Origin of the sequence: Cloacibacterium sp., from assembly GCF_047601505.1 — a bacterium.
In the GTDB taxonomy this organism is placed as follows: Bacteria; Bacteroidota; Bacteroidia; order Flavobacteriales; family Weeksellaceae; genus Cloacibacterium.
The window spans coordinates 2,396,072-2,418,830 of sequence record NZ_JASGJD010000001.1; the positions used below are offsets into that span (position 1 = coordinate 2,396,072).

At 37.9% G+C, this 22,759-nt stretch carries 21 protein-coding genes; 17 read left to right on the plus strand and 4 right to left on the minus strand.

Annotated features, from left to right (window positions below; all coding sequences use genetic code 11):
• The first annotated feature begins 134 nt into the window (after positions 1–134).
• The 17 genes from QM746_RS10965 (at position 135) to QM746_RS11045 (ending at position 15,333) form a co-directional block, all read left to right on the plus strand.
• Positions 135–959, plus strand: coding sequence for an RteC domain-containing protein (locus tag QM746_RS10965; RefSeq protein WP_414984259.1), 825 nt, complete (start codon positions 135–137; stop codon positions 957–959).
• Between the two features lie 115 nt (positions 960–1,074).
• A complete protein-coding gene (locus QM746_RS10970) occupies positions 1,075–1,638 on the plus strand; it encodes a helix-turn-helix domain-containing protein (RefSeq protein WP_414984260.1) in 564 nt (187 codons plus the stop codon).
• An 88-nt stretch (positions 1,639–1,726) separates the two neighbouring features.
• Positions 1,727–4,138, plus strand: coding sequence for a heavy metal translocating P-type ATPase (locus QM746_RS10975; protein WP_414984261.1), 2,412 nt, complete (start codon positions 1,727–1,729; stop codon positions 4,136–4,138).
• Positions 4,139–4,237: 99 nt separating this feature from the next.
• The gene (locus QM746_RS10980; protein WP_002981097.1) at positions 4,238–4,459 is read left to right on the plus strand and encodes a heavy-metal-associated domain-containing protein; all 222 of its coding nucleotides are present in this window, start codon (positions 4,238–4,240) and stop codon (positions 4,457–4,459) included.
• A 264-nt stretch (positions 4,460–4,723) separates the two neighbouring features.
• Positions 4,724–4,903 carry a hypothetical protein gene (locus tag QM746_RS10985; RefSeq protein WP_414984262.1) on the plus strand — a complete coding sequence of 60 codons (180 nt, stop codon included), beginning with the start codon at positions 4,724–4,726 and terminating at the stop codon, positions 4,901–4,903.
• A gap of 268 nt (positions 4,904–5,171) precedes the next feature.
• A complete protein-coding gene (locus QM746_RS10990; RefSeq protein ID WP_034735069.1) occupies positions 5,172–6,047 on the plus strand; it encodes a DUF3347 domain-containing protein in 876 nt (291 codons plus the stop codon).
• 14 nt (positions 6,048–6,061) lie between these two features.
• Positions 6,062–6,367, plus strand: a complete 306-nt coding sequence (locus tag QM746_RS10995) for a hypothetical protein (RefSeq protein WP_002981094.1) — start codon at positions 6,062–6,064, stop codon at positions 6,365–6,367.
• 18 nt (positions 6,368–6,385) lie between these two features.
• Positions 6,386–7,585, plus strand: coding sequence for an HAD-IC family P-type ATPase (locus tag QM746_RS11000; protein ID WP_414984263.1), 1,200 nt, complete (start codon positions 6,386–6,388; stop codon positions 7,583–7,585).
• 29 nt (positions 7,586–7,614) lie between these two features.
• Entirely contained in the window at positions 7,615–8,034 is a 420-nt protein-coding gene (locus QM746_RS11005; protein ID WP_371463846.1) for a hypothetical protein, read from the plus strand.
• Complete coding sequence (locus tag QM746_RS11010; protein WP_414984264.1) at positions 8,031–8,942, plus strand: IS3 family transposase; 912 nt, start codon at positions 8,031–8,033, stop codon at positions 8,940–8,942. The genes QM746_RS11005 and QM746_RS11010 overlap by 4 nt, the downstream gene beginning before the upstream one ends.
• A 77-nt stretch (positions 8,943–9,019) precedes the next feature.
• Complete coding sequence (locus tag QM746_RS11015) at positions 9,020–9,949, plus strand: HAD-IC family P-type ATPase (RefSeq protein WP_414985145.1); 930 nt, start codon at positions 9,020–9,022, stop codon at positions 9,947–9,949.
• Positions 9,950–9,955: 6 nt separating this feature from the next.
• A complete protein-coding gene (locus tag QM746_RS11020) occupies positions 9,956–10,621 on the plus strand; it encodes a DUF3347 domain-containing protein (protein WP_414984265.1) in 666 nt (221 codons plus the stop codon).
• 11 nt (positions 10,622–10,632) lie between these two features.
• Positions 10,633–11,157 (plus strand): DUF305 domain-containing protein, encoded by a 525-nt coding sequence (locus QM746_RS11025; protein ID WP_414984266.1) that lies wholly within the window; start codon positions 10,633–10,635, stop codon positions 11,155–11,157.
• Positions 11,158–11,181: 24 nt separating this feature from the next.
• Positions 11,182–11,598 carry a hypothetical protein gene (locus tag QM746_RS11030; protein WP_078797523.1) on the plus strand — a complete coding sequence of 139 codons (417 nt, stop codon included), beginning with the start codon at positions 11,182–11,184 and terminating at the stop codon, positions 11,596–11,598.
• Positions 11,599–11,630: 32 nt separating this feature from the next.
• Positions 11,631–12,086 carry a heme-binding domain-containing protein gene (locus QM746_RS11035; RefSeq protein ID WP_414984267.1) on the plus strand — a complete coding sequence of 152 codons (456 nt, stop codon included), beginning with the start codon at positions 11,631–11,633 and terminating at the stop codon, positions 12,084–12,086.
• 13 nt (positions 12,087–12,099) lie between these two features.
• Entirely contained in the window at positions 12,100–14,373 is a 2,274-nt protein-coding gene (locus QM746_RS11040; protein ID WP_414984268.1) for a multicopper oxidase family protein, read from the plus strand.
• Between the two features lie 261 nt (positions 14,374–14,634).
• On the plus strand, positions 14,635–15,333 hold the full coding sequence (locus QM746_RS11045) for an RteC domain-containing protein (protein WP_414985146.1): 699 nt from the start codon (positions 14,635–14,637) through the stop codon (positions 15,331–15,333).
• Positions 15,334–15,370: 37 nt separating this feature from the next.
• Here QM746_RS11045 and QM746_RS11050 read toward each other — a convergent pair whose 3' ends face one another.
• From QM746_RS11050 to QM746_RS11065, 4 genes are all read right to left on the minus strand, one after another.
• The gene (locus tag QM746_RS11050) at positions 15,371–20,500 is read right to left on the minus strand and encodes a helicase-related protein (RefSeq protein WP_414984269.1); all 5,130 of its coding nucleotides are present in this window, start codon (positions 20,498–20,500) and stop codon (positions 15,371–15,373) included.
• Positions 20,493–21,170, minus strand: coding sequence for a hypothetical protein (locus QM746_RS11055; RefSeq protein ID WP_414984270.1), 678 nt, complete (start codon positions 21,168–21,170; stop codon positions 20,493–20,495). The genes QM746_RS11050 and QM746_RS11055 overlap by 8 nt, the downstream gene beginning before the upstream one ends.
• A 74-nt stretch (positions 21,171–21,244) precedes the next feature.
• Positions 21,245–21,997 carry a hypothetical protein gene (locus tag QM746_RS11060; RefSeq protein WP_414984271.1) on the minus strand — a complete coding sequence of 251 codons (753 nt, stop codon included), beginning with the start codon at positions 21,995–21,997 and terminating at the stop codon, positions 21,245–21,247.
• Between the two features lie 35 nt (positions 21,998–22,032).
• A complete protein-coding gene (locus QM746_RS11065; RefSeq protein WP_414984272.1) occupies positions 22,033–22,752 on the minus strand; it encodes a hypothetical protein in 720 nt (239 codons plus the stop codon).
• Between the last annotated feature and the right edge of the window lie 7 nt (positions 22,753–22,759).

Consider the following 22,759-nt stretch of genomic DNA (forward strand, 5'->3'; position numbering starts at 1 on the left):
ATCTGTATTACAGTGATTGCTTTTCTCCGCTATGTTAAACCAACAATGAATTTTAGGAATAATCCTAAAATTCATTGTTTAATATTTTGTTGCGAATGTTTTTCTTCGTTAGCAACGATAAAAAGCCCTAATGTATGGATAAATTTTACAAGAAAACGCTTTATGAGTTGGAATTGGCAATCAACGAACTGGAGATTGAAACTGATTGCCCTATTCAAAGAATTGAAGCCGTGATAGTCATTATTGTTAGTTCTCTATCCAAACTAAAGCAATTTGTCCTAAAGAGGGATTTTATAAATATTGATGAGGAAATTCGTTTTTTTAAACATCAAAAGCCAGTTATTGTTTCGAAACTCATTTATTATAACGCCATTTATAAAATAGAAACAAAGAAACCTTACGGAGCAAAGCCAATTAGAAAATACCTTAATGAGGAGTTGAATAAACTTAAAAGGTTCTTTGATAACAATCTCGAATTTTATAAATACTACCGAACCAACAATTCCTTTATAGACGAGAAGTTGTTTGTAAGGGGTAAGTGTGATATAAGACTATGGTTAGACACTTTTTATTTTGAGGCAGACCATCGCTTTTCTACTTCGCACGATTATAAGGTTGCCAAGATAATTGCTAATGACCTGATACAGGTATATTTGGAAGACAGGTTAAATAACATCAACGTTAAAAAGGTTTCAGATAATTCGTTGATATGGACAGCAAGCAAAACTGCACTCACGGAACTCATTTATGCACTGTACTCCCACGGTGCATTTAACAATGGGAATACAGAAATAAAATTGATAGCCAAAACGTTTGAAGATGCCTTCAATATAGAGTTAGGCGACTTTTACCATACGTTTATGGAACTTAAAGCCCGCAAAATAAACCGAACGAAATTCCTCGACAGGCTGTGTGAAGCACTGATAAAGAAAATGGACGAACAAGATGAAAAACAGTAAGTATATATGTACACAGGCTTTATTCCTCTTGGCAAGAAGTCAGAGTAATTAAACTTAAATTGTAAATTTGTTTATTGCTTATGTATTAAATACTAAACGTAGTCAGTAAATAAATATGAATACAATCTTTATTAAAAATATGGTTTGCGACCGTTGCATTATGGTGGTACAAAACGAATTGGAAAAACTGGGATTAGATGCTAAAAATATAAAACTGGGCGAAGTTATTCTTTCCAAAGAAATAACATCTCTGGAAAAAGAGAATTTGTCCAAAACTTTAGAGCCATTAGGATTTGAAGTAATTGACGATAAAAAAGGCAGGATAATAGAAAAGATAAAGAACATTATCATTGACCTGGTACACCATCAGGATAGTGATGTAAAAACCAACCTTTCCGATGTATTGAGTGACAAATTGCATCACGATTACAATTACCTGTCCAATCTGTTTTCAGAGGTAGAGGGTAAAACCATTGAAAAATACTTTATCGCCCAAAAGGTGGAGAAAGTCAAAGAATTGTTGGTGTATGATGAGTTGTCATTAAGTGAGATTGCGAACCGCCTAAATTATTCGAGCGTGGCATATTTGAGTAACCAGTTTAAAAAAGTTACCGGGCTAACACCAAGCCATTTCAAACAGATTAAAGAGGATAAAAGAAAACCGTTGGATAAAGTGTAAGTAAATCTTACAAATCAAATCCAAAATTTCACAACAGTACCCATAAATATAATAGCCAATTTTGTATTGTAAATTAAAGCAGGCAAATATGGCGACAAACAGAGAAAATATATACATTCCATTGGAGGATGTAGAAAGCGAACACTGTGCATTAATCGTTGAAAAGGGATTGGCACAGGTAAAAGGCGTAGAAACCCATAAAGTAGAGCTGAACAACCGAAGGGCAGCGATTACAGTAGATAGCAATGAAACCGTAGGCGAGGCTGTTAAGGCAATTAAAGATTTAGGTTACGGAGTTCCTACGGTTAAAAGTGCTTTTCCGGTATTGGGCATGACCTGTGCATCCTGTGCGGGCAGTGCCGAAAGCATTGTGAAATACCAACCGGGAGTAGTTAATGCTTCCGTGAACTTTGCAACGGGCAATCTTACCGTGGAATATCTGCCCAATATGACCGATGCCTCCACCCTGCAAAAAGCGGTTCAGGGAGTAGGTTACGACCTATTGATTGAAGACGAAACCAAGCAGCAGGAAACGCTCGAAGCCATCCACGAAAAGAAATTCCGAACCTTGAAAAACAAGACCATTTGGGCAATTATCCTTTCCCTGCCCGTGGTAATCATAGGAATGTTCTTTATGGATATGCCCTATGCAGACCCGATAATGTGGCTCTTTTCCACGCCCGTTGTAATATGGTTGGGCAGGGATTTTTTTGTAAACGCTTGGAAGCAGGCAAAGCACCGTTCCGCCAATATGGATACGCTGGTGGCATTGAGTACAGGTATTGCCTACCTGTTCAGTGTTTTCAATATGCTGTTTGCCGACTTTTGGCATCAACGGGGACTGCATGCTCACGTATATTTTGAAGCGGCTACCGTTATTATCGCATTCATCCTCTTGGGAAAACTGCTGGAAGAAAGAGCCAAAGGCAACACCTCTTCAGCCATTAAGAAGCTGATGGGCTTGCAGCCAAAAACGGTCATCGTGGTACAGGCGGACGGAACGGAAAAGCAGACCGCTATCGAAGACGTAAGCGCAGGCGATGTGATACTCGTAAAGCCCGGTGAAAAGATTGCGGTAGACGGCATGGTCATATCGGGCAATTCGTATGTGGACGAAAGCATGTTAAGCGGTGAGCCTGTACCTGTATTGAAAAAAGAAAAAGAAAAAGTATTTGCAGGAACGATTAACCAAAAAGGCAGCTTTCGGTTCAGGGCGGTAAAAGTGGGCAAAGAAACCATGCTTGCCCACATCATCAAAAGGGTGCAGGATGCACAGGGAAGCAAAGCACCCGTACAGAAACTGGTCGATAGGATTGCGGGCATCTTTGTTCCCACAGTGATAGGTATTGCCATCCTGACATTTACGCTATGGTTGATTTTGGGAGGCGAAAACGGGGTTGTTCAAGGTCTGTTGGCAGCCGTTACGGTATTGGTCATTGCCTGCCCCTGTGCTTTAGGCTTAGCGACACCCACCGCTATTATGGTAGGCGTTGGTAAAGGTGCTGAAAATGGCATTTTGATAAAAGATGCAGAAAGTTTGGAACTGGCCAAAAAAGTAAATGCCATCGTTTTGGACAAAACCGGAACCATCACCGAGGGAAGACCACAGGTAACGGGCATTAAATGGCTGAACAATGAGGACACTGCAAAAGAAATCCTTTTGAGCATCGAAAAGCAATCCGAGCATCCATTGGCAGAAGCCGTAGTGAAGCATCTTGACGATGTAGCGACCACCTCTTTATCCATGTTCGACAGCATTACGGGCAAAGGCGCAAAAGCAGACCATGACAACGAAACCTATTATGTAGGCAACAAAAAGCTATTGGCAGAAAACAACATTGCCATTGCCGGCGAATTACAAGACCAGGCCGAAGAATGGGGCAAACAGTCTAAAACCGTTATCTGGTTTGCAAACAGCAAAAAGGCTCTTGCTGTAATCGCTATCGCCGATAAGATTAAGGAAACATCGGTGCAGGCTATCCGGGAAATGCAGGAAATGGGCATTGACCTGTATATGCTGACCGGAGATAATGAAGCTACCGCTAAAGCCATTGCGGAGCAGACAGGCATCAAGCATTACAAAGCCGAAGTTTTGCCACAGCATAAAGCCGACTTTGTGAAAGAACTGCAAAGTAAAGGAAAGGTAGTGGCAATGGTGGGCGATGGTATCAACGACAGCACCGCATTGGCAACAGCCGATGTAAGTATCGCAATGGGCAAAGGCAGCGACATCGCAATGGACGTAGCCAAGATGACCATCATTTCGTCCGACCTGACCAAGATACCACAGGCAATACGCTTGTCCAAACAGACCGTAGCCACCATCAAGCAAAACCTGTTCTGGGCGTTTATCTACAACGTAATCGGCATTCCGGTAGCGGCAGGCATCCTTTACCCTGTTAACGGCTTCCTGCTCAACCCGATGATTGCGGGTGCGGCAATGGCATTGAGCAGCGTGAGCGTGGTCAGTAACAGCCTGCGGTTGAAGTGGAAGAAATAAAACAGTAAATCTCACAAATCAAACAAGAAATTACACAACAATACTGAACTGAATAGTACGGAAATTTGCATTATCAGATAACTCTAAAATTTATTAACAATGGAAAATAAACAATTTCAATTCAAGACGAACATCAATTGCGGAGGTTGTATCGCATCTGTAAAACCGCACTTGGACAAGGCAGAGGGTATCTGCCATTGGGAAGTGGACACTGCCAACAAGGACAAGGTACTTACAGTGAAGTCCGAGGGCATTACCGAGCAGGAAGTAATATCGACCGTGCAAAAGGCAGGCTTCAAAATTGAACCTTTGGACGCCTAAGCCAACAACTTTTTGAAATGCCCTTTTTCCGACCGAATTTTCTATGAGGTTGGGTTGCTGAAAAAGGGCATTTTATCAATTCTGAAAAAAGGCGATAGGTTATTGCGTATATGGCATTTTTTTGTCCATATAGCAAAAAAAAACGTAAAACGATATAAAAAACCAATCTAATTTGTAACTTTGTTGCGTTGAAAAATTATAGAATACATATAGGCATTTTGACATTGTTCTGTTTGGTTTTCTTTATGATGCCAAGTCAGAGCTATGCCTGTTCCAAAAATTCAACAAAGACCGAGCAGTCTTTCTGCTCAAAGGAGAAATCCAAAAAATCAGAACATAAAAAAGGTTGCAAGGGCAAATCCTGTAAAAAATGCAAAAGTGACAAATGCGGGGGCGGCTGTTCACACAGCTCTTGCAGGTGCGGTGCTTCAACCACTTCCCTAAATGTCCCAACCATAATCGAATTAAAGGCAAAAAATCACTTAGCAGCAGCTAAAAAGCAAAAATTCGGTTTCAAAGAAGCCTACTATTCTTCGGACTTTTTCTCCATTTGGCTACCGCCTAAAATAAGCTAAAACTATGGCCTGATAGCCATAGGTATGTCCTGTCAGAAGCTGTTCCGGCTTTTGCAAATCCCCTATTTGTATCATTTATTTAAAATTTAAAACAGAAATGGGTTTATCAATCCCCCGTTTCTCAAAATGTAATTATTATGAAATCATTATCAAAAATAGTGATGGTAATCGCCGTATTACTATCATCAATAAACGGCTTCGCACAAATCAAGAATGCGAAAACAGAAACCGTAAAGATTTACGGCAATTGTGGTATATGCAAAACCACCATCGAAAAGGCAGGTAACGTAAAAAAGGTAGCCAGTGTGGACTGGAACAAAGATACCAAGATGGCTACGCTCACCTATGACGGCGACAAAACAAATCAGGATGAAATCCTGAAACGTATCGCTTTGGCTGGTTATGACAGTGAGAAGTTCCGTGCGCCGGATGACGTATATGCTAAACTGGCTGGTTGCTGCCAGTATGATAGACCAGTGAAGACGGTTGCCAAAAACAAGGAGGCGGGAATGGACATGAATGCCGGACATGGCAATCACGACCATAGTCAAATGGCAGCTAACAAAGATGCAGCCCAAAACCAATCACAGCTAAAGGCTGTATTTGACAACTACTTTTCAGTGAAAGATGCTTTGATAAAAACCGATGCGGCGACCGCATCTGCCAAAGCCGCTGAATTGGCTGCATCCCTTAAAGCAGTCGATATGAATAAGCTATCGGCAGAGGAACATACGGCTTGGATGAAAGTGATGCAGGACTTGACGGCCAATGCGGAAAGCATTTCAAAATCAAAAGACGTTGCAAAACAAAGAAGTGCTTTTGCGGCACTTTCGGGAAGCATCTACACACTGGCTAAAGTGTCTAAACAGGACACCCCCGTTTATTACCAGCACTGTCCTATGTACAATGGAGGTAAGGGAGCCAATTGGCTAAGTAAAGAGAATGCTGTTAAAAACCCATATTATGGCTCACAGATGCTTACCTGCGGCAGTACGGTCGAAACCATTAAATAACAGTTCTGAAAGCTATGGTACAGTACAATGACATGGTGCAGGCGCTTAAAGACCTAAGACAGCGTGGATACAGTATGGACTTTAGTCTGTTGCCGGACTGCCTGTACTGTGCGTCAAGGAGCCTGAAACTAAAACCGGAGGATTTTACGGTTACGGAAACCCATAGGTTTGAAAGCCTCGACAGCAGTCCTGATAACAATGCCGTGATTTATGCCATATCGTCCAATGATGGTAAGAATAAAGGCGTACTTGTTGATGCCTATGGTGCTTATGCCGAAGAAATGACCCATGAGATGGCAAAAAAATTAAGTGCAACATAACTTTTAAAACCCCTTGTTATGAAAAAATATACTTGTCCTATGCACCCACAGGTGCTAAAAGACGAACCGGGCAAATGCCCGCTCTGTGGCATGGCATTGGTTCCCGTTGGCGGTGCGTCAGTTTCTCATGAACACACATCAGAACATGGGCATTCCGGGCATTCTCAACATGGCCATGCTGATGAAAACTTTAATAAACATGAGGGACATCATACAGGTGATTTCCTCACACGTTTTTGGATAAGCCTTGTCATTACAATCCCTATCCTACTCCTGTCACACATGATACAGCAATGGTTAGGTTTCTCGCTTGCTTTCAATGGCGATAAATATGTGTTGCTGGCATTGGGTACGGTGATTTATTGCTATGGAGGCTTACCATTCCTAAAGGGAATGATTGGCGAGGTGAAAGCCAAAGCCATAGGGATGATGACACTTGTTGCTATCGCTATATCCGTAGCCTATGTCTATTCCGTAGCCGTTGTATTTGGCTTGCAGGGCATGGACTTCTTTTGGGAACTGGCTACGCTTATCGACATCATGCTGTTAGGGCATTGGCTGGAAATGCGTTCCCAAATGGCTGCTTCACGGGCTTTGCAATCATTGGTTGCTTTGCTGCCTAACGATGTCACGGTGGAGCGAAACGGAGAAGCGGTAAAAATAAAGCTTGAAGACCTGCAAAGCGGTGAAACGGCTATCATAAAACCGGGTGAAAAAATTCCAGCCGATGGATTGGTACTGGAGGGGCTTTCGTATATCAACGAGAGCATGCTTACCGGAGAAAGTATTCCCGTGAAAAAGGAAAAGGACGGAAAGGTCATCGCAGGCTCTATCAATGGCGATGGTGCGCTGAAAGTTAAGGTAACAGCCGTTGGAAAAGACAGCTACCTGAACAGGGTTATCAATCTTGTGCAGGAGGCACAAGCTACTAAGTCCAATACGCAAAACCTTGCGGACAAAGTTGCCAAATGGCTCACCTTTATTGCCATTGCCGTTGGCATAGGCACATTTGCCTATTGGTATGCAAGCAGTGGAGATATTGCCTTTGCGCTTGAAAGAATGGTGACGGTAATGGTAACGGCCTGCCCGCACGCATTGGGCGTGGCTATCCCGTTGGTGGTCGCCATTTCCACAACGCTATCGGCGACCAATGGTCTGCTCATCCGCAACCGCACAGCATTTGAAACCACCCGAAAACTTTCCACTGTCTTGTCCTAAAATAGCTTTACACAAAAAAGTGTAAAAGAATGAACAAACGACAAATTATTTTAGGATTAAAAAGGCCTAGTGAATTTACTTTATCTGAGCGGCAACAAATAGTTGAAGAGTACCTATTAACAAAATGCAAAAAGCGAGATATTTGGGAAAAATATACAGGCGAGAAAGAGGAACACGGTCAGATATTACGATGGATGCGTCAATTAGGCTATGAAATTGAACCAAAATACAGTAAATTAGCTATAAATAAAACTGATATTATGGCTAAAAGAGATTCCAAACAAACTATAGAAGAGCTTCAAATGAAAGAAAAAATCAAGCAATTAGAACAGGCATTGGTTAATTCAGAATTACGAGCTACCGCTTTGGAAATGATGATTGAAGTTGCCGAAAAAGAGCTAAAAATCAATATAAGAAAAAAGTCCAATACCAAACCATCTTCAAAATGAAAGAGCGTAAACCTAACTTAGGATTAAGCAAAATATGCCGATTGTTTGGTGTAACAAGACAGGCATATTACCAATATTTTGAGCGGAATATTGACACAGAATTAGAACATGAATTGATTATAACAGAAGTTCTTAAAATAAGAAGACAGAACCCAAGAATAGGAACTAGAAAGCTTTATGTTATGTTGGAATGTTTTATGCATGAGCATCAAATCAAAATGGGAAGAGATGCTTTATTTAATTTATTATCTGTAAATAATTTGTTGATTAGACGCAGAAAAAGGTTAATAAAAACAACGCAATCTCAACATTGGTTAAAGAAATATCCAAATCTAATAAAAGGATTTTTCGCTTCTAGACCTAATGAATTGTTTGTGAGCGACATAACGTATTGGAAAACAAAAAATAAGGTGCTTTATATTCATTTAGTAACAGACGCTTACAGTAGGAAAATAGTTGGACATTATTTGTCTCAAACACTGGAAGCAGAGCATAGTGTAAAAGCATTACAAATGGCTCTCTCTGCCTTTGAAGGGGCAGAGAGCCATTTGCCCATAACGCATCATTCAGACAGAGGAGTACAGTATTGTAGTCAAAAATATGTAAACCTATTACAGGCTTATAATATCCAAATTAGCATGACGGAGAATGGAGACCCTCTTGAAAATGCTATTGCAGAACGTGTAAATGGAATTTTAAAAGAAGAATATTTAAACAATTATGAGGTTGAAAACTATAGTCAAGCAAAAGAATTACTAGATGCTGTAATTAGAATTTATAACAATGAAAGACCTCATATGAGCATTGGATATATAACTCCAGAAAAAGTTCACTCAAATGAACTTGAGCAGGGGGATTGTAAATGGAAAAATTATTACAAAAAAAAGGAGATTGTAAATCTATTTTAGGATTATATTTGAACTGTAAACGAATTTTAGTATTAATATAAAATGTGTAAACTTTTTTTAGGACGTGACACACTGTCATTTTTGATAAGACCGGAACGCTCACCAAAGGTTCCCATGCCGTAGAAAAGGTTATACCGTTAACAGACGAATATAATGCCGATGAGGTTATCCAGTATGCTGCCGCAGTACAGCAAAATTCGGAACACCATATCGCCAAAGGCATTATGGCTACATTGAAAGAAAAGAGCCTTGCCTTATGGAAGTCTGAAAACTTCAGCTATATGCAGGGCATAGGTGTTAAAGGTGTTGTGAACGGAAAGAGTGTCGTAGCTGGCGGCCCGAATTATTTCACCGAAAACCACCTTTCCCTGCCTGAAATTCCAAACGAAATCAATCAAGAGGCCGAAACGGTCAACTTTGTCCTCATTGATGACCGGGTAATCGGCATCATTACTTTGGCAGACAGCATCCGTGAGGGTTCGGCACAGGCGATTGAGGAACTCAAAAAAATGGGCATCAAGTCCTTTCTGCTCACCGGGGACAACGACAGGATTGCTGTTGCCGTAGCCGGAAAATTGGGTATGGACGGGTATTTGGCTAATGTGCTTCCGCACAACAAGCAGGAGAAAGTAAAGGAGTTTCAGGCAAAAGGCGAAATCGTAGCAATGACTGGTGATGGTGTAAATGATGCACCTGCACTGGCACAGGCAGATGTGGGCATTGCCGTGGGTTCCGGTACGGACGTGGCTGCCGAAACAGCGGATATCATATTGGTAGACAGCGACCCGAGGGATGTGGTCAAACTGATTGACTTCGGCAAACTTACCTACAAAAAGATGGTACAGAACCTGATATGGGCGGTTGGCTACAACGTGGTGGCAATACCGCTTGCGGCAGGCGTACTCTATCCGAATTTTGTTTTAAGTCCCGCTATGGGTGCTGTGCTGATGAGTGTAAGCACCATTGTAGTGGCTATTAACGCAAGTTTTTTAAAAATCAAAAAATAAATAAAAATGAAAAATCTAACATTATCAATCATTGCTGTTATCATGGCATTTGTAACAGTATCATGCAATCAGGCATCCAACAAAAACGAGCAGTCTTCAAGTGATACTGCTGTTGTATCACAAGAACAGTCAGCTTCCCAACCAAAAGAGGATGATACGGTAGCTGCGCCCGTTGTGAGTGAAACTCCGAGCGGTCAGGAAGCAAAAGCAACAGGAAAAGAAGAAGCAAAAAACTTTTCTATTGCGCCCATAGTTACCGATTATCTGTCCTTAAAGAACGCCCTTGTTTCGGACGATGACAAAGCCGCCGCCAGTTCTGGGAAAAAGCTGTTAGCTACCCTGAATAAAGTGGACATGAAAGCCGTTCCTGCCGATAAGCACAAAAAGTACATGGACATAGCGGACGATGCTAAAGAACAAGCAGAACATATCGGGGAAAATGTCGGCAACATCCACCACCAGCGGGAACATTTGGCCTCGCTTGGCGAAGATTTGAAAGACCTGATTGATTTGTTCGGTACATCGCAAACATTGTATCAGGACCATTGTCCGATGTTCAATGACGGTAAGGGTGCTGTTTGGTTCAGCGAAAACAAGGAAATCAAAAACCCTTACTACGGTTCTAAAATGCTGACCTGCGGTAAGGTGGAAAAAACAATTAACAGCAAATAAAATTCAGGGTTATGGAAAATATGCAAAACAGTCACCATGCGGGTCATTCCTCGGAGCATGGCACGCACAATACAAAACATGCTTCGGCCATGTACAAACGCTTTGCGGTGATGGCTGTCGCAATGTTCGCAGTGATGTATTTTATCATGTACGCCATGATTGACGGGTGGCAGAACCTGATACCCAATATCAACAATTTGTACATGACCCTGCTGATGACCTCGGCAATGCTGCTTATCGAATTAGCGATAATGAAAGTAATGTACCCCAACAGGAAGATGAATTGGGCGATAGCCATCATCTCGGTTGCTGTTGGCATCTTTTCATGGTTTGGTATCAGGGAACAAATCAATGTCGGGGACAATCAGTTTGCAAAGGGTATGATACCCCATCACGCAGCAGCCATATTGATGTCCGAAAAGGCACACCTGACCGACCCGGAACTGATAGAGCTGCAAAAAAACATACTTAAAACCCAAGCGGAAGAAATTGAACTGATGAAGCGCAAGCTAAAAGAGTTTGAAGAAAGTAAATAATAAAATTTAAAAAACAGTTTCGACATGAGCAAAATAATAATCGGCTTTATTTCCTTATCAGCCCTGCTATTCACCGCTTGCGGACAGGTAGGGTCAAATAAGGATGAAGCGACACAGCATTCGCAGGCAACTCCGGAAAGCCACGGGCATAGTAACCAAATAGGTGAATTGGTTCCATCGGATGAAGTCTGCATGGTCAACGATGCCTATATGGGCAAAAGGCAGTTTGACGTAAAATTTGATGGTAAAACCTATTACGGATGTTGCGAAATGTGTAAGGAACGTATTCCAAAAGATGCGACCGTGCGGATGGCGATAGACCCCTATTCCCATAAGCAGGTAGACAAAGCTAATGCGGTGATTGCTGTGACAGGAAATAATGGTGAAGTTTCTTATTTTGAAAACAAGGAGAATTATGCCAAGTATGTGAAAAAACAGTAGACACAAAAAGATGAAGCCACAATAAAATAATTATGACCATAAAGAAGAAAATCATATTGGGGCTGGCTGTCGTCCTGATTGCCATACAGTTCTTTCAGCCCTTACGGAACCACGCGGTTGAAGTGCCAGCCACCCATATCGAAAGGGTGTACACCGTACCCCAAAATGTAAAGGCTATCCTTGTTCAGTCCTGTTATGACTGCCATAGCAACAATACCCATTATCCGTGGTACAGCCGTATCCAGCCCGGCGCATGGTACATGGCAGAGCATATAAAAAAGGGGAAAGAGGAACTCAACTTTAGCGAATTTGGCGACTATTCTGTCCGCAGGCAGCGAAACAAGTTCAGGGCTATGGCCGGGCAGGTTAAGGACGGGGAAATGCCGTTGTCATCATACACACTAATTCATCGCAATGCAGTATTGTCACCGGAGGATAAGCAGGTTTTGATAGCGTGGTTTAGCACAATGGAAGACAGCATTAAATAAAATTTTTCAAATCATGAACAGATATAATAAAATACCTATAAGAATTTTGCAAACAGTGCTGATACTGCTTTGCACGCAAACGCTGTTTGCACAGAGAGTGGTGCATTACGAGCTGTATGTAAAAGATACGCTTGTCAACTATGCAGGTAAGCAAAAAAGGGCAATTGCCGTAAACGGGCAAATCCCCATGCCCACCCTTACCTTTACCGAGGGCGACACTGCCGAAATAGTGGTGCACAACCAATTGAAAGAAAGCACATCACTGCACTGGCATGGTGTGTTCCTGCCCAATAAAGAAGACGGTGTGCCCTGGCTTACACAAAAACCCATCGCACCGGGTACAACCTACACCTACCGTTTTCCGATTATCCAGCATGGCACGCACTGGTATCATTCGCACTCAGGCTTGCAGGAGCAGATAGGCATGTACGGTAGTTTTATCATGAAGAAAAGAAGCGATGATAAGACATTCAGAAAAGGAATTGATGATTTGCCGACCGTTCCAATTATATTAAGTGAGTGGACAAATCTTAACCCCGATAATATCAACCGTATGCTACACAATGCAAATGATTGGGCGGCCATTAAGAAAGGCGCAACACAATCATATGTTGAAGCTATTAAGGAGGGAAAATTAGGGGTAAAGGTAAAAAACGAGTGGAAGCGGATGCTGGCGATGGATGTCAGTGACGTTTACTATGATAAAATCCTAATAAATGGTAGCCATAGCACCGATTTGAAAACAATTGATAGTAAAAAGCTAAAAGCAGGCGACAAAGTCAGATTGCGTGTTTCCAATGGAGGGGCGTCTTCATATTTCTGGCTACGGTATGCTGGAGGAAAAATTACAGTAGTAGCTAATGATGGGAATGATGTTGAGCCTGTAGAGGTGGACAGGTTAATCATTGCCGTTTCTGAAACTTACGATATTGTAGTGACTATCCCTCAAGATGGTTTGGCTTACGAGTTCTTAGCAACAACCGAAGACAGGACACAATCTGCGAGTTACTTTATAGGTGATGGGGTCAAACAGCTTATTTCTCCACTCCCACGATTGAAGTATTTCGAGGGGATGAAGATGATGAACGATATGATGAAAATGAATGGCGATTTGAACGATATGGGCATGAAGATGAGCCTTAACCAAATGGACATGAATGTAGTGATGTATCCCGAAATTACCGGAGATGCAACAAAAAAAGCAGACCACAGTAAGCATGAGGGTATGGATATGGATAACGACGCTAACCGTTACAACGCTAATGCCTTGGGAGACATCAAAACATTAAATTATGCTATGTTGCAATCACCTTATAACACCTCTCTTCCAAATGATGCGCCCGTAAAAGAGTTGAAATTCACACTTACTGGCAACATGAACCGCTATGTATGGAGCATGGATAATAAAATACTTTCGGAAACTGACAAAATACCTGTAAAAAAAGGAGAAATTCTACGGATTACCATTTATAATAATTCAATGATGCGGCATCCAATGCATCTTCACGGATTTGATTTTAGGGTGATAAACGGAAAAGGCGAAAAATCGCCGCTTAAAAATGTGTTGGATATCATGCCTATGGAAACAGATACCATTGAGTTTTTAGCAAATGAGGAAGGTGATTGGTTCTTTCATTGCCATATATTATATCACATGATGGCGGGAATGAACAGGGTCTTTGAAGTTGGAGACTACAATAACCCCTATCTACCCGACAAGGCAAAAGCCTATAAAGAATTGCAAAGAGAAAGTAATATGCCTCATTTTATGGCACAAAACGATTTTGCAACCAATGGTAATGATGGAGAAGCTATGCTAATGAATGCACGCTACCAATTAGGAACAGAATGGCGTTTAGGCTATAATAGTATGCACGGTTATGAAGTAGAAACCCATTTAGGTAGATACATTGGAAAGATGCAATGGTTCATGCCCTTTGTAGGTTTTGATTACCGCTACCGTAAAATGGGAGAAGATGAACACGAAAAGAACATATTTGGACAAACCAACAAGAAAGACACCCGCAGGGCGTTCAGTTTAGGGTTTATGTATACGTTACCTATGCTGGTCAATTTTCAGGCAGAAGTATATCATGATGGAATTGTGAGATTGCAGTTAATGCGTGAAGATATACCAATTTCAAAAAGACTAAGAGGTGGTTTTATGGTGAATACCGACTTAGAGTATATGGGAGAACTTAGGTATATCATTAATAAGAATATAGGTATACGTACCCACTATGATAGCGATATGGGCTTTGGTGTGGGGCTGGCATTGACTTATTAAAATTAAATAACTAAGGGTTGTAAACTGCATAACCGTAAAAAAATATCGGTAAAAAAAAGGAGGTGATGCAGGTGTAATTCGCAAAGACTAACCTGCATCATACTACAACCCTTTAAAGTATGCAACAAAAATCTATCTATCGTTCCATCATCAATACGGTAGAGGTTGAATTTTTTTAAGCAGTAATTGCATCATAAGCTAATACGAACAGTGTTAGCTTTTCTGTATTAACCAATAATATATTACATCAAAATGAAGCGAATGGATAAATTTTACAATGAAACATATCTTAAATTGGAAACTGCAATCCAGGAACTGGAGATTGAAACCGACTGCCCCATAAAAAGAATTGAAGCCGTTATACACCATATTATACAAAGCCTTGCCGACTTAAAGGACTTTGTACTGAAAAATGACTTTAAGAATATGGAAGAAGAAATCCATTTTTTCAAGTATCAGAAACCTGTTATTGTTTCAAAGCTCATCTACTACAATGCCATCTATAAAATCGAAACAAGAAGACCCTACGGGAACAAGCGTACCAAGAAATATTTTACCAAAGAACTGAAAAAGCTAAAAAGGTTCTTTGAAAACAACCTTGATTTTTACAAGTATTACCGCAGCAATAATTCTTTCGTTGACGAAAAATTCTTTGTGCGTGGCAAGCACGATATAAGGCTGTGGTTAGACACATTTTATTTTGAAGCAGACCATCGTTTTTCTACTTCACACGATTATAAGGTTGCCAAGATTATTGCCAATGACCTGATACAAGTTTATTTGGAAGACAGGCTCAATAACATCAATGTGAAAAGGGGTTCGGACAATTCATTGAAATGGACGGCAAGTAAAACGGCACTGACGGAACTCATATATGCACTGTACTCCCACGGTGTATTTAACAATGGGAATACAGACATAAAATTGATAGCTAAAACTTTTGAAGAAGCCTTTAATTGAATAAGTTTTGATTTAATCTGACAGTTGAGCAATTGATTTATCTCTTGTTATAATATTTTTTATTTACATCATCAATTTTCATTAATTTAATTTTTTTTTCAATCAGTCCTAACTTCGAGCAACTAAATAACACAGAATTTTCTACCTTTCTCTCTTCAATATAGTCTTTATTTTTATTAATCTTCAATTGCATTTCCTTTTCTTCTTGGTACTTAGAAACCAATTCCTCTCGAACATTAGGCAACTCATCCAATTTTTCATCCAATTCTTCAATTTTATTTTCAGTTACTTTTTTTTGATATTCAATCTCAGAAACATTTACTCCTTTTTGCAATAAATAATCAATCTCCTCTTGCACTTTTTCTTTTGCTAAATCAATTGACTTTTTATAGAATTGCAATTGATTTCCCCAATATTTTGAATTATCTCCTTCCTCATTAGAATAGCCTAGAATTCTGTTATAATTATTCTGAGCTTTGATAACTTCTTCTTGTACTTTTAAAAAATTCTGATGTTTTCTTAAAACAAATGCAATATCAGCAAGGTGTTTATTTTTCTCGCTTTCAATTCTCTTCTTCATCAACTCAATTTCAATATTTGCTCTAGTTTCTGGATTAGTAATGATTGCTGTTTTTAATTCTTGAGTGCTAATGTCAGAAATATCCAAAACATCTGTACCTTTTTTCATTGCTTCCAAATATCTTGCTTGTTTAGATTGCAGTTTTTGAAGCATAAACACATCAATACTGTCATTAGTCAGCATAAAATTGATTCGAACATTTTCGTTTTTGTTTCCTTGTCTCCACGCTCGTCCTTCAACTTGTCGCAACGAAGTGAAATTATATGGCAACGAAAGCATATAAATATCAGTTGTATTTTCCTGAAGATTCATTCCTTCCTGAATAGCTTCACTTCCAATAACTACCTTTATTTTTCCAGTATTAAAATCATTTTGAATAGCAATTCTTTGATTTTTATTCGTTGCTCCTGTAATAATTCCAATTTCTTCAGGTTTAAAACCAATTTCTTGAATAAGATATTCTTTGAGTTTTGGAAATTCAGCAACTGCCAATTCAGAATAAATAATTTGTCCAGACTTTGGAATATCTTTTTTATTCTGTTGAATTAAATCCATCGTTTGTTTCAATTTCGATGAATTTTCAATAAACTCTTTAACCGAAGGATTTCCGTCATTATAATAAGGCGATAAATATGGAGAAATTGCAATTAGACGAGCATTAAGAATATGAGTAAGGATTGCTCCTTTCTGAGTTTCATTAAAGCTCTCACTAAGCAAATCGTATTGCTCTTTCGTTAAATCATTTTGCTCAATTTTATATTCTTTATTGATTTTGTTAGGGCGTTTCAGTTCTGGATTGTCTTCTTCTCCTTTAATATCAATAAATTCAGACAAAAGTTGTTGAAAGAGAGAATTATTTTTAAATCTTCTAACGTTGGCTTTAAATTTCACATCACCTTTTGCATCAATCTCCATATCATTATCTGCCTCCATAAAGGTTTCAAAGAAAGTATTCACATTGAAATATCCCGATTCTTCTAAACGCTTGTTAGCAATAAGTGATAGTATTGAATAATATTCTAGGGGTTTATTGGTAAAAGGTGTTGCAGATAGTAAAGTAACATTTCGTCCATCATTTTTATCTTGAATATATTGTGCAGCCATCCAAGTATTAATCCCTAGTTTTGAAGTTTGTTGATTTTGACTTCTGAAATCTGAAGCAAACCTTCTATCTTCAATCTTTACTTTTCCGACAATATGGTTGGCATTGTGAACTTCATCAAAAGTTAGATGGTCAAAACCAAAATCTTCCCAATCATAGATTTTTCCACGCTTCATTTTCCCTTCTGTTTCTTTCACTTTTTCAAGTTCTTTTTGAAAATCTCTTTCACTAATAGAGTTTACGCTTTTTAGCTCACTTTCAGAAATGTAAGAAAATTTTGAAGCTAGATTTTGAGTTATGCTTTCTGAAAAACCTATGTTATTAAAACCTTCGTATGTAACAATGGTAATTTCTTCATCCTTATTATCAAATTTTGATAGGTTGTAATCTTTCCCTAGATTTCCTAAAACATTCACTTTAGCATTCGGAATGGTTTCAAAAATGGTTTCCACCCATTGTTTGAGAATGCTGTCATTTGGAACTACAATCAGAGGTCTTCTCGCATTTCCACGTTCCATGGCTTCGTGCATTGAAAGAATACCTGACAATGTTTTCCCAAAGCCGACTTCGTGTGCGAGTAACCCAACACCTTTCGTAGTTTGTCTTCCAATTCCTGCTTTTTGAACTTCAGTTAAACGTAGTCCTTTTCCTTTAAAGTTTTGATGAATTTTTGAAAATAATGGAAATTTAGAATAATCAGGAACGTGAATGTTATTATAATTTTTATTGAAATCTTTAACGAATCTTGTTCTCAAATCTTCGGGCAATTCTTCCCGAACAAACTTGTAAAACAAATCATTTGCAGCAGCTTTTCGTCTTTCTCTGACTAACGCATTTCTTTCTTTATCACTTCCTGTAACCGTTTCATTATTTACAAAACTTCTCACTTCCCAAGCTGAAGAACCCGCAAAAGCATCACTAGATAAAGTCCCGACAAAATCTTTGAATTTTTCTGCCAGATTGTAATTTTCTGTGACAGATTCTGTTTGTCTTGTATTGGGATTCCATCGGTCTTTATCTATTGTTCCTAAATCAAATTGGTGTACAAATTCGTGATTCGGACTGATGATAATTTCATCTAAGGATTTTGGTTTAGGTAAAACACTTTCTAACAATTTCTTTTGTTTTTCATATTGGTTTATTGTTCCACCAACTGAAAATTTATCTTTGAAATCTAGTTCTAACTGTTCTAATTTTTTATAAATATTTCCCTCAGCATAATAAAAATCGTGAACCCATTTTCCATCAATATAGTTTGCATACTGAGAATGTTTTCCATGATTATTAAGCGTTCCGTCATAAGAGGTATCCCTGAATGCATCAATTTGTTCTTTGGTAATATCTGAACTATTTTGTAATGAAGCATTTACGATTTCATCGGGCTTTGAAAATTGATATTTTAGAATTCCTTTTTTGATTTCGGGCTTTGATTGAATTTCATACTCGTTCTGATTTTTGGTATTGTGAATAGAAATTATCCTATCACTTTTTTCAATGAGTTCTTTTAAATTTTCTTCTGAAAACGATGTTGGTTTTGTGGTTAAATCTTCACGAAGATTTTCATATTTTCTTATCTCTGAAATAATTGTAGGCGATTTAAATTTGATATTATTGAGTTGAGAAAGTACCGTTTCAACTTTTTCTTGAGCCAAATCAAACTCTTTTTCATCGTTTTGATTCTCAATTTTCGTTTCATTATCGATTTTTGTGTCAAATTTCTTATCAATTTCAGATTCAGAATTTTCTAAAAATAAATCTTCAAAAAGATTTCCGATTCTTGCGGTTTCCTTTTTGTTTTTAAACTGTTCAATCTTAAAAAGAGCATCTTCTAAATTTCCGTGAACATAATTTTCTAAGCGTCCGAAACGATTGGTTTTTTCTCGTATTTCCCCTAAAACCCTTGAAGGGTTCAATTCAAAATAATTGGAAATATCTGTAAAAACTTTTTGAGATTTTTTTTTAAGAATTATAATATCCGTTCCGATTTGAGTTCCTGCAAAAGCCCCGTTAGGTAAACGAAAGCCATCAACAATAGTGGCATCTTGTAGATTCTTTTGTCTATTCAACCAACCTGAAGGAAGCACCATTGCTAAAATTCCGTCTGCTCTTAAAGAATCTAAAGAACGTTTCACAAAATAATCTTCGTATTTAGAAATTTTTGGTTCTTCACCTAAACCTTTGTACAAGCCTCGATGTTCACCGTAAGGTGGATTTCCGATGACTAAATCATATAGTAAAAATTCATCTTTTTTATTTCCTTTTTCATCAATAAATTCGGTTTCAAACGAACGCAAATATATTTCACTTTCGGGATGCAAGATTTTTGCAATCTTTGCTGTAGTTTCATTGATTTCAAAAGCGGTTATAATTGATTTTAGCGCTAAATCTTTAGTGGCATAAAGAAAATTTCCCGTTCCAACGCTTGGTTCTAATACCGAAATTTCTATTTTATTTTGTAATTGATCTTTGACTAAATTACGAACGGCATTTACAATTTTATCATCGGTGTAGTATTCATCTAAAATCCCTCTACCTTCTTTTGCAGTTCCGCCACTTTTGTATTGGTTGCAGATTTCTTTTAAATCATCAGTAATTTTGATGTTTTCTTTCAGAAGAATTTTCTGATTGTTAGAAACAAAACAAGCTGCAGAAACGACTTCTGCAACTTGTTCATTGGTCAGTTTCTGACCTTTATATTTTGAAATAAGAATGTCTAATTCCTCATAATTTGTGGAATTTAATTTTTCTCTATCGGATACAGTTCTCCTGGATATGATTCTCCCCAAGGAATCTTCTCTTCCTTCATTTTTTTCATCATCATTCTGTTGTGTTCCATTAATGTTACTTCTTGGCTTTTCTCTGTCTCCGACCAAATGCTTCCAGATTGTGTCTGCAAGTCCATTTCCAACATCATTGCTGCCCAATCTTTGTCCACTTGTGTGATTTTCATTTTGTTCGGATTGGCTGTTTTCACCAAATTCTCCAATATTTCTTCCAGTAGATTCGGATCCCAAGTACTTAGTATTGGAAATTCCTTTGGATCTAGTATTCTCTCTTTCATTTTGTGCTTTTTTTGATTCAACTAAAGTAATATTTTTATTTTGAAGATCGAGTTTGTGTTGTAAATATTCATTCAGGTTTTGGTTTCCATTATCAGAAATACCATATAACGTTCTGACATCCTTAATGTTTTTGTTTCTAAATTCCGTAAGAATTTTAAGCGTCTGCATATTTCCTGTTCTATCTCCCTCTAAACAAAGAAATATTTTACCATCATAGTTTTGAAATCTATTGATAAATTTTTTAGAATTTTCATCAGCATTGAGAGTTACTAGAGTTCTGTTATTATTTTGATTATTCAACTTCAACAGTTCCAAAAAAGATTCTTTGTCTTTACTATTCTTAAAGACAATCAATTCATTTTTATTTCCTTCGTCAACAGAAATATCATCAACAAAAGGACTCAAAATTTCTTTGTCACTCACTTTTTCTGTTATTTACAAAATTGTTAAACTCAAATATTTCTTTCGCAGTGTGGTCCCAATTTTTTCTTGGAATTAGTTGAAGGGTTACAAAGATGTCCTTCTTTTTATCATAGGAATCTATTCTTTCAATTCTACCTTGATAATCCTTTTCAGCTTCTTTGTATAGCGAATAAGGCAAAATCGTATCCGTCGGATAAATGTAATATCGGGTATAATTCCAAGGTGAATTGATTTCAAAACGTTTGTAATTCTTCTTGAAAAGGACAGTGTCACTTAATTTCCTGCGGTTTCTGTAATTGAGAAGTGGGTCTTTTGTAAAGACAGCACCAATAGTTTTGGCATACACCGAAGTTGGTTTTTTCTTTTTTTGCAGTTCTGATAAAACGGTTGAAGTGTTATTATTCAAATCATAAAAAACAGAATCTCTGATGAAATAAGAAGCAGTCGTTATTTCTGGAAATTCTAAATCAGGCACCAACTCTATCATTAACTCTCCACTGTAATTCATTCTTGACAAATGAAAACTTTGCATTTTACTCAGACCTTTGGAAGCATCAAAATACACGTTGGAAATAATATCTATTCCACCTTTTTCAGATTTAATTTCCTTGCGACAGGAAATCAACACTAAAAAAAAAATAAAGAATAGAAATATAAATTTTAGTTTCATATCAATAGGATTTTAAAAAGCGGCAAATCTTTTCAGACTTACCGCTTCTGGTAATGTTTTGGTAAGTGAAATCGTTATCGTTTGATGCTTTGTTCTCTGACATTCGCTATTTCATGCTTATCTTCATGATCGATACCTTCCAATGGTTTATTGGTATTGATTCGGTTCATATCAGAATCATACAACTTCAAGTTTCTGTTTTGAGGATCAAGAATGGCTTTTCCTTCTATCATCTGATCATTCATGTTGAATTTTACCTTTACAACACTTCCCTTTTCTAAAGATTTGATGGTGTTTTCTTTGTATTCAGGTTTATCAAAAACAAGGTTGGATTTCTCAACAATTTTGTCAGTCTCCACACCGTAATTTTTATAGAAATTTTGGAACAGATAATTTCCTTTTTCTGTTTTGGGTTCTCTAAAGTTGAACTGGACAAAAGCGGTTTCCTGTTGGTCACTTTTCGGATTATGAAATTCTATTTTTACGCTTCTACCTTCTAAAAGATTGATGGCTTCTTTTGCAGTAAAAGTATTTTCTCGGTTGACTGGGAAATTATGAGAAATCTCCTCATTTCTTTCGTTCGTCAATTTTGCGTTGTACGAATTAAGAAAAATGCCACCATTATCTGTTTTGTTAAATTTCAAGGCAAAATCAACTTTATTTCCTGGCAAAGCTTTGTCGGAAGTGGTCTTGATTTCAAATTGTTGATTTTTGGAATTGATACCTTTTTCTAAATCTTTGTGAAGTTTTTCTCCTTCGCCGAAACCAAGATATTTCATCTGATTTTTTAGATACTCTACTTGGTCAAATTCTTTTTTTGTTTCCATAATGTTTGGATTTTAATTGTTAATACTTTTTATTATTATCTTCTGAATCCACGCTTTTTTTCATTTTCTTCAGATTGTTCTTCGTTTTCCTCTCTAAGTCTATTGGCATCTTCATACGCGTCTCTGTCATTCACGTTGAGTTGAATATTGGAATCACCCGTTTTAGTGCTTTGCTTTTCATTCCTAGAAATGCTTTTTACTGAGTTTATTTCTTTCGAAACAATGTTCAGATCATTCTTAATCTTTTTGGCAATTTCAGGATATTGGTCTATTTTTTTTAAAAAGAAACTTTTTAGCTTATACAATTCATTTTTATATCGATTCAATTCATGAGCATCTTTTTTATCGGCAATAATTGCGGTAAGCTCTTTAGCATTTTTAATAAAATCAAACTCAACTATTTCATTTGTTTTATTGTTATAAACAAAAGCTTGTCTTGAAAAGTTCAATTGTGCAGAGTTCTTAGCGTCATTGATTCTGTATTGTCCTTTTATTTCAGAATACTGAATTTTTTCTTTGCTCTTTTTCAATACTTCTGACAAACTTTTATCCCTTTCGAGGAAAATAACCTTAAGCTTAGTATTATTTTCTGTGAGCTGGAAAGTAGCTCTGTTTTTTTCATTGTCAGCAACAATAGTATATCCTTTCAAAAACTTCTGTATATCTTCAGCACTAAGTTTTTTGGAGAAAGTAAGGTCTTCGTTAATAATTCCAAACTTTTTCAATTCGTCTGTCGGTAAATTGTTATATTCCATAGAGTAA

Coding starts and splice junctions, on each gene's coding strand:
- QM746_RS11000 (WP_414984263.1), top strand. CDS start 6,386: ATGAAAAAATATACTTGTCCTATGCACCCACAGGTGCTAAAAGACGAA.
- QM746_RS11025 (WP_414984266.1), top strand. CDS start 10,633: ATGGAAAATATGCAAAACAGTCACCATGCGGGTCATTCCTCGGAGCAT.
- QM746_RS10985 (WP_414984262.1), top strand. CDS start 4,724: ATGCCTGTTCCAAAAATTCAACAAAGACCGAGCAGTCTTTCTGCTCAA.
- QM746_RS10970 (WP_414984260.1), top strand. CDS start 1,075: ATGAATACAATCTTTATTAAAAATATGGTTTGCGACCGTTGCATTATG.
- QM746_RS11055 (WP_414984270.1), bottom strand. CDS start 21,170: ATGAAACTAAAATTTATATTTCTATTCTTTATTTTTTTTTTAGTGTTG.
- QM746_RS11010 (WP_414984264.1), top strand. CDS start 8,031: ATGAAAGAGCGTAAACCTAACTTAGGATTAAGCAAAATATGCCGATTG.
- QM746_RS10980 (WP_002981097.1), top strand. CDS start 4,238: ATGGAAAATAAACAATTTCAATTCAAGACGAACATCAATTGCGGAGGT.
- QM746_RS11005 (WP_371463846.1), top strand. CDS start 7,615: ATGAACAAACGACAAATTATTTTAGGATTAAAAAGGCCTAGTGAATTT.
- QM746_RS10995 (WP_002981094.1), top strand. CDS start 6,062: ATGGTACAGTACAATGACATGGTGCAGGCGCTTAAAGACCTAAGACAG.
- QM746_RS11045 (WP_414985146.1), top strand. CDS start 14,635: ATGGATAAATTTTACAATGAAACATATCTTAAATTGGAAACTGCAATC.
- QM746_RS11035 (WP_414984267.1), top strand. CDS start 11,631: ATGACCATAAAGAAGAAAATCATATTGGGGCTGGCTGTCGTCCTGATT.
- QM746_RS11020 (WP_414984265.1), top strand. CDS start 9,956: ATGAAAAATCTAACATTATCAATCATTGCTGTTATCATGGCATTTGTA.
- QM746_RS11030 (WP_078797523.1), top strand. CDS start 11,182: ATGAGCAAAATAATAATCGGCTTTATTTCCTTATCAGCCCTGCTATTC.
- QM746_RS11065 (WP_414984272.1), bottom strand. CDS start 22,752: ATGGAATATAACAATTTACCGACAGACGAATTGAAAAAGTTTGGAATT.
- QM746_RS11060 (WP_414984271.1), bottom strand. CDS start 21,997: ATGGAAACAAAAAAAGAATTTGACCAAGTAGAGTATCTAAAAAATCAG.
- QM746_RS10975 (WP_414984261.1), top strand. CDS start 1,727: ATGGCGACAAACAGAGAAAATATATACATTCCATTGGAGGATGTAGAA.
- QM746_RS11040 (WP_414984268.1), top strand. CDS start 12,100: ATGAACAGATATAATAAAATACCTATAAGAATTTTGCAAACAGTGCTG.
- QM746_RS10990 (WP_034735069.1), top strand. CDS start 5,172: ATGAAATCATTATCAAAAATAGTGATGGTAATCGCCGTATTACTATCA.
- QM746_RS10965 (WP_414984259.1), top strand. CDS start 135: ATGGATAAATTTTACAAGAAAACGCTTTATGAGTTGGAATTGGCAATC.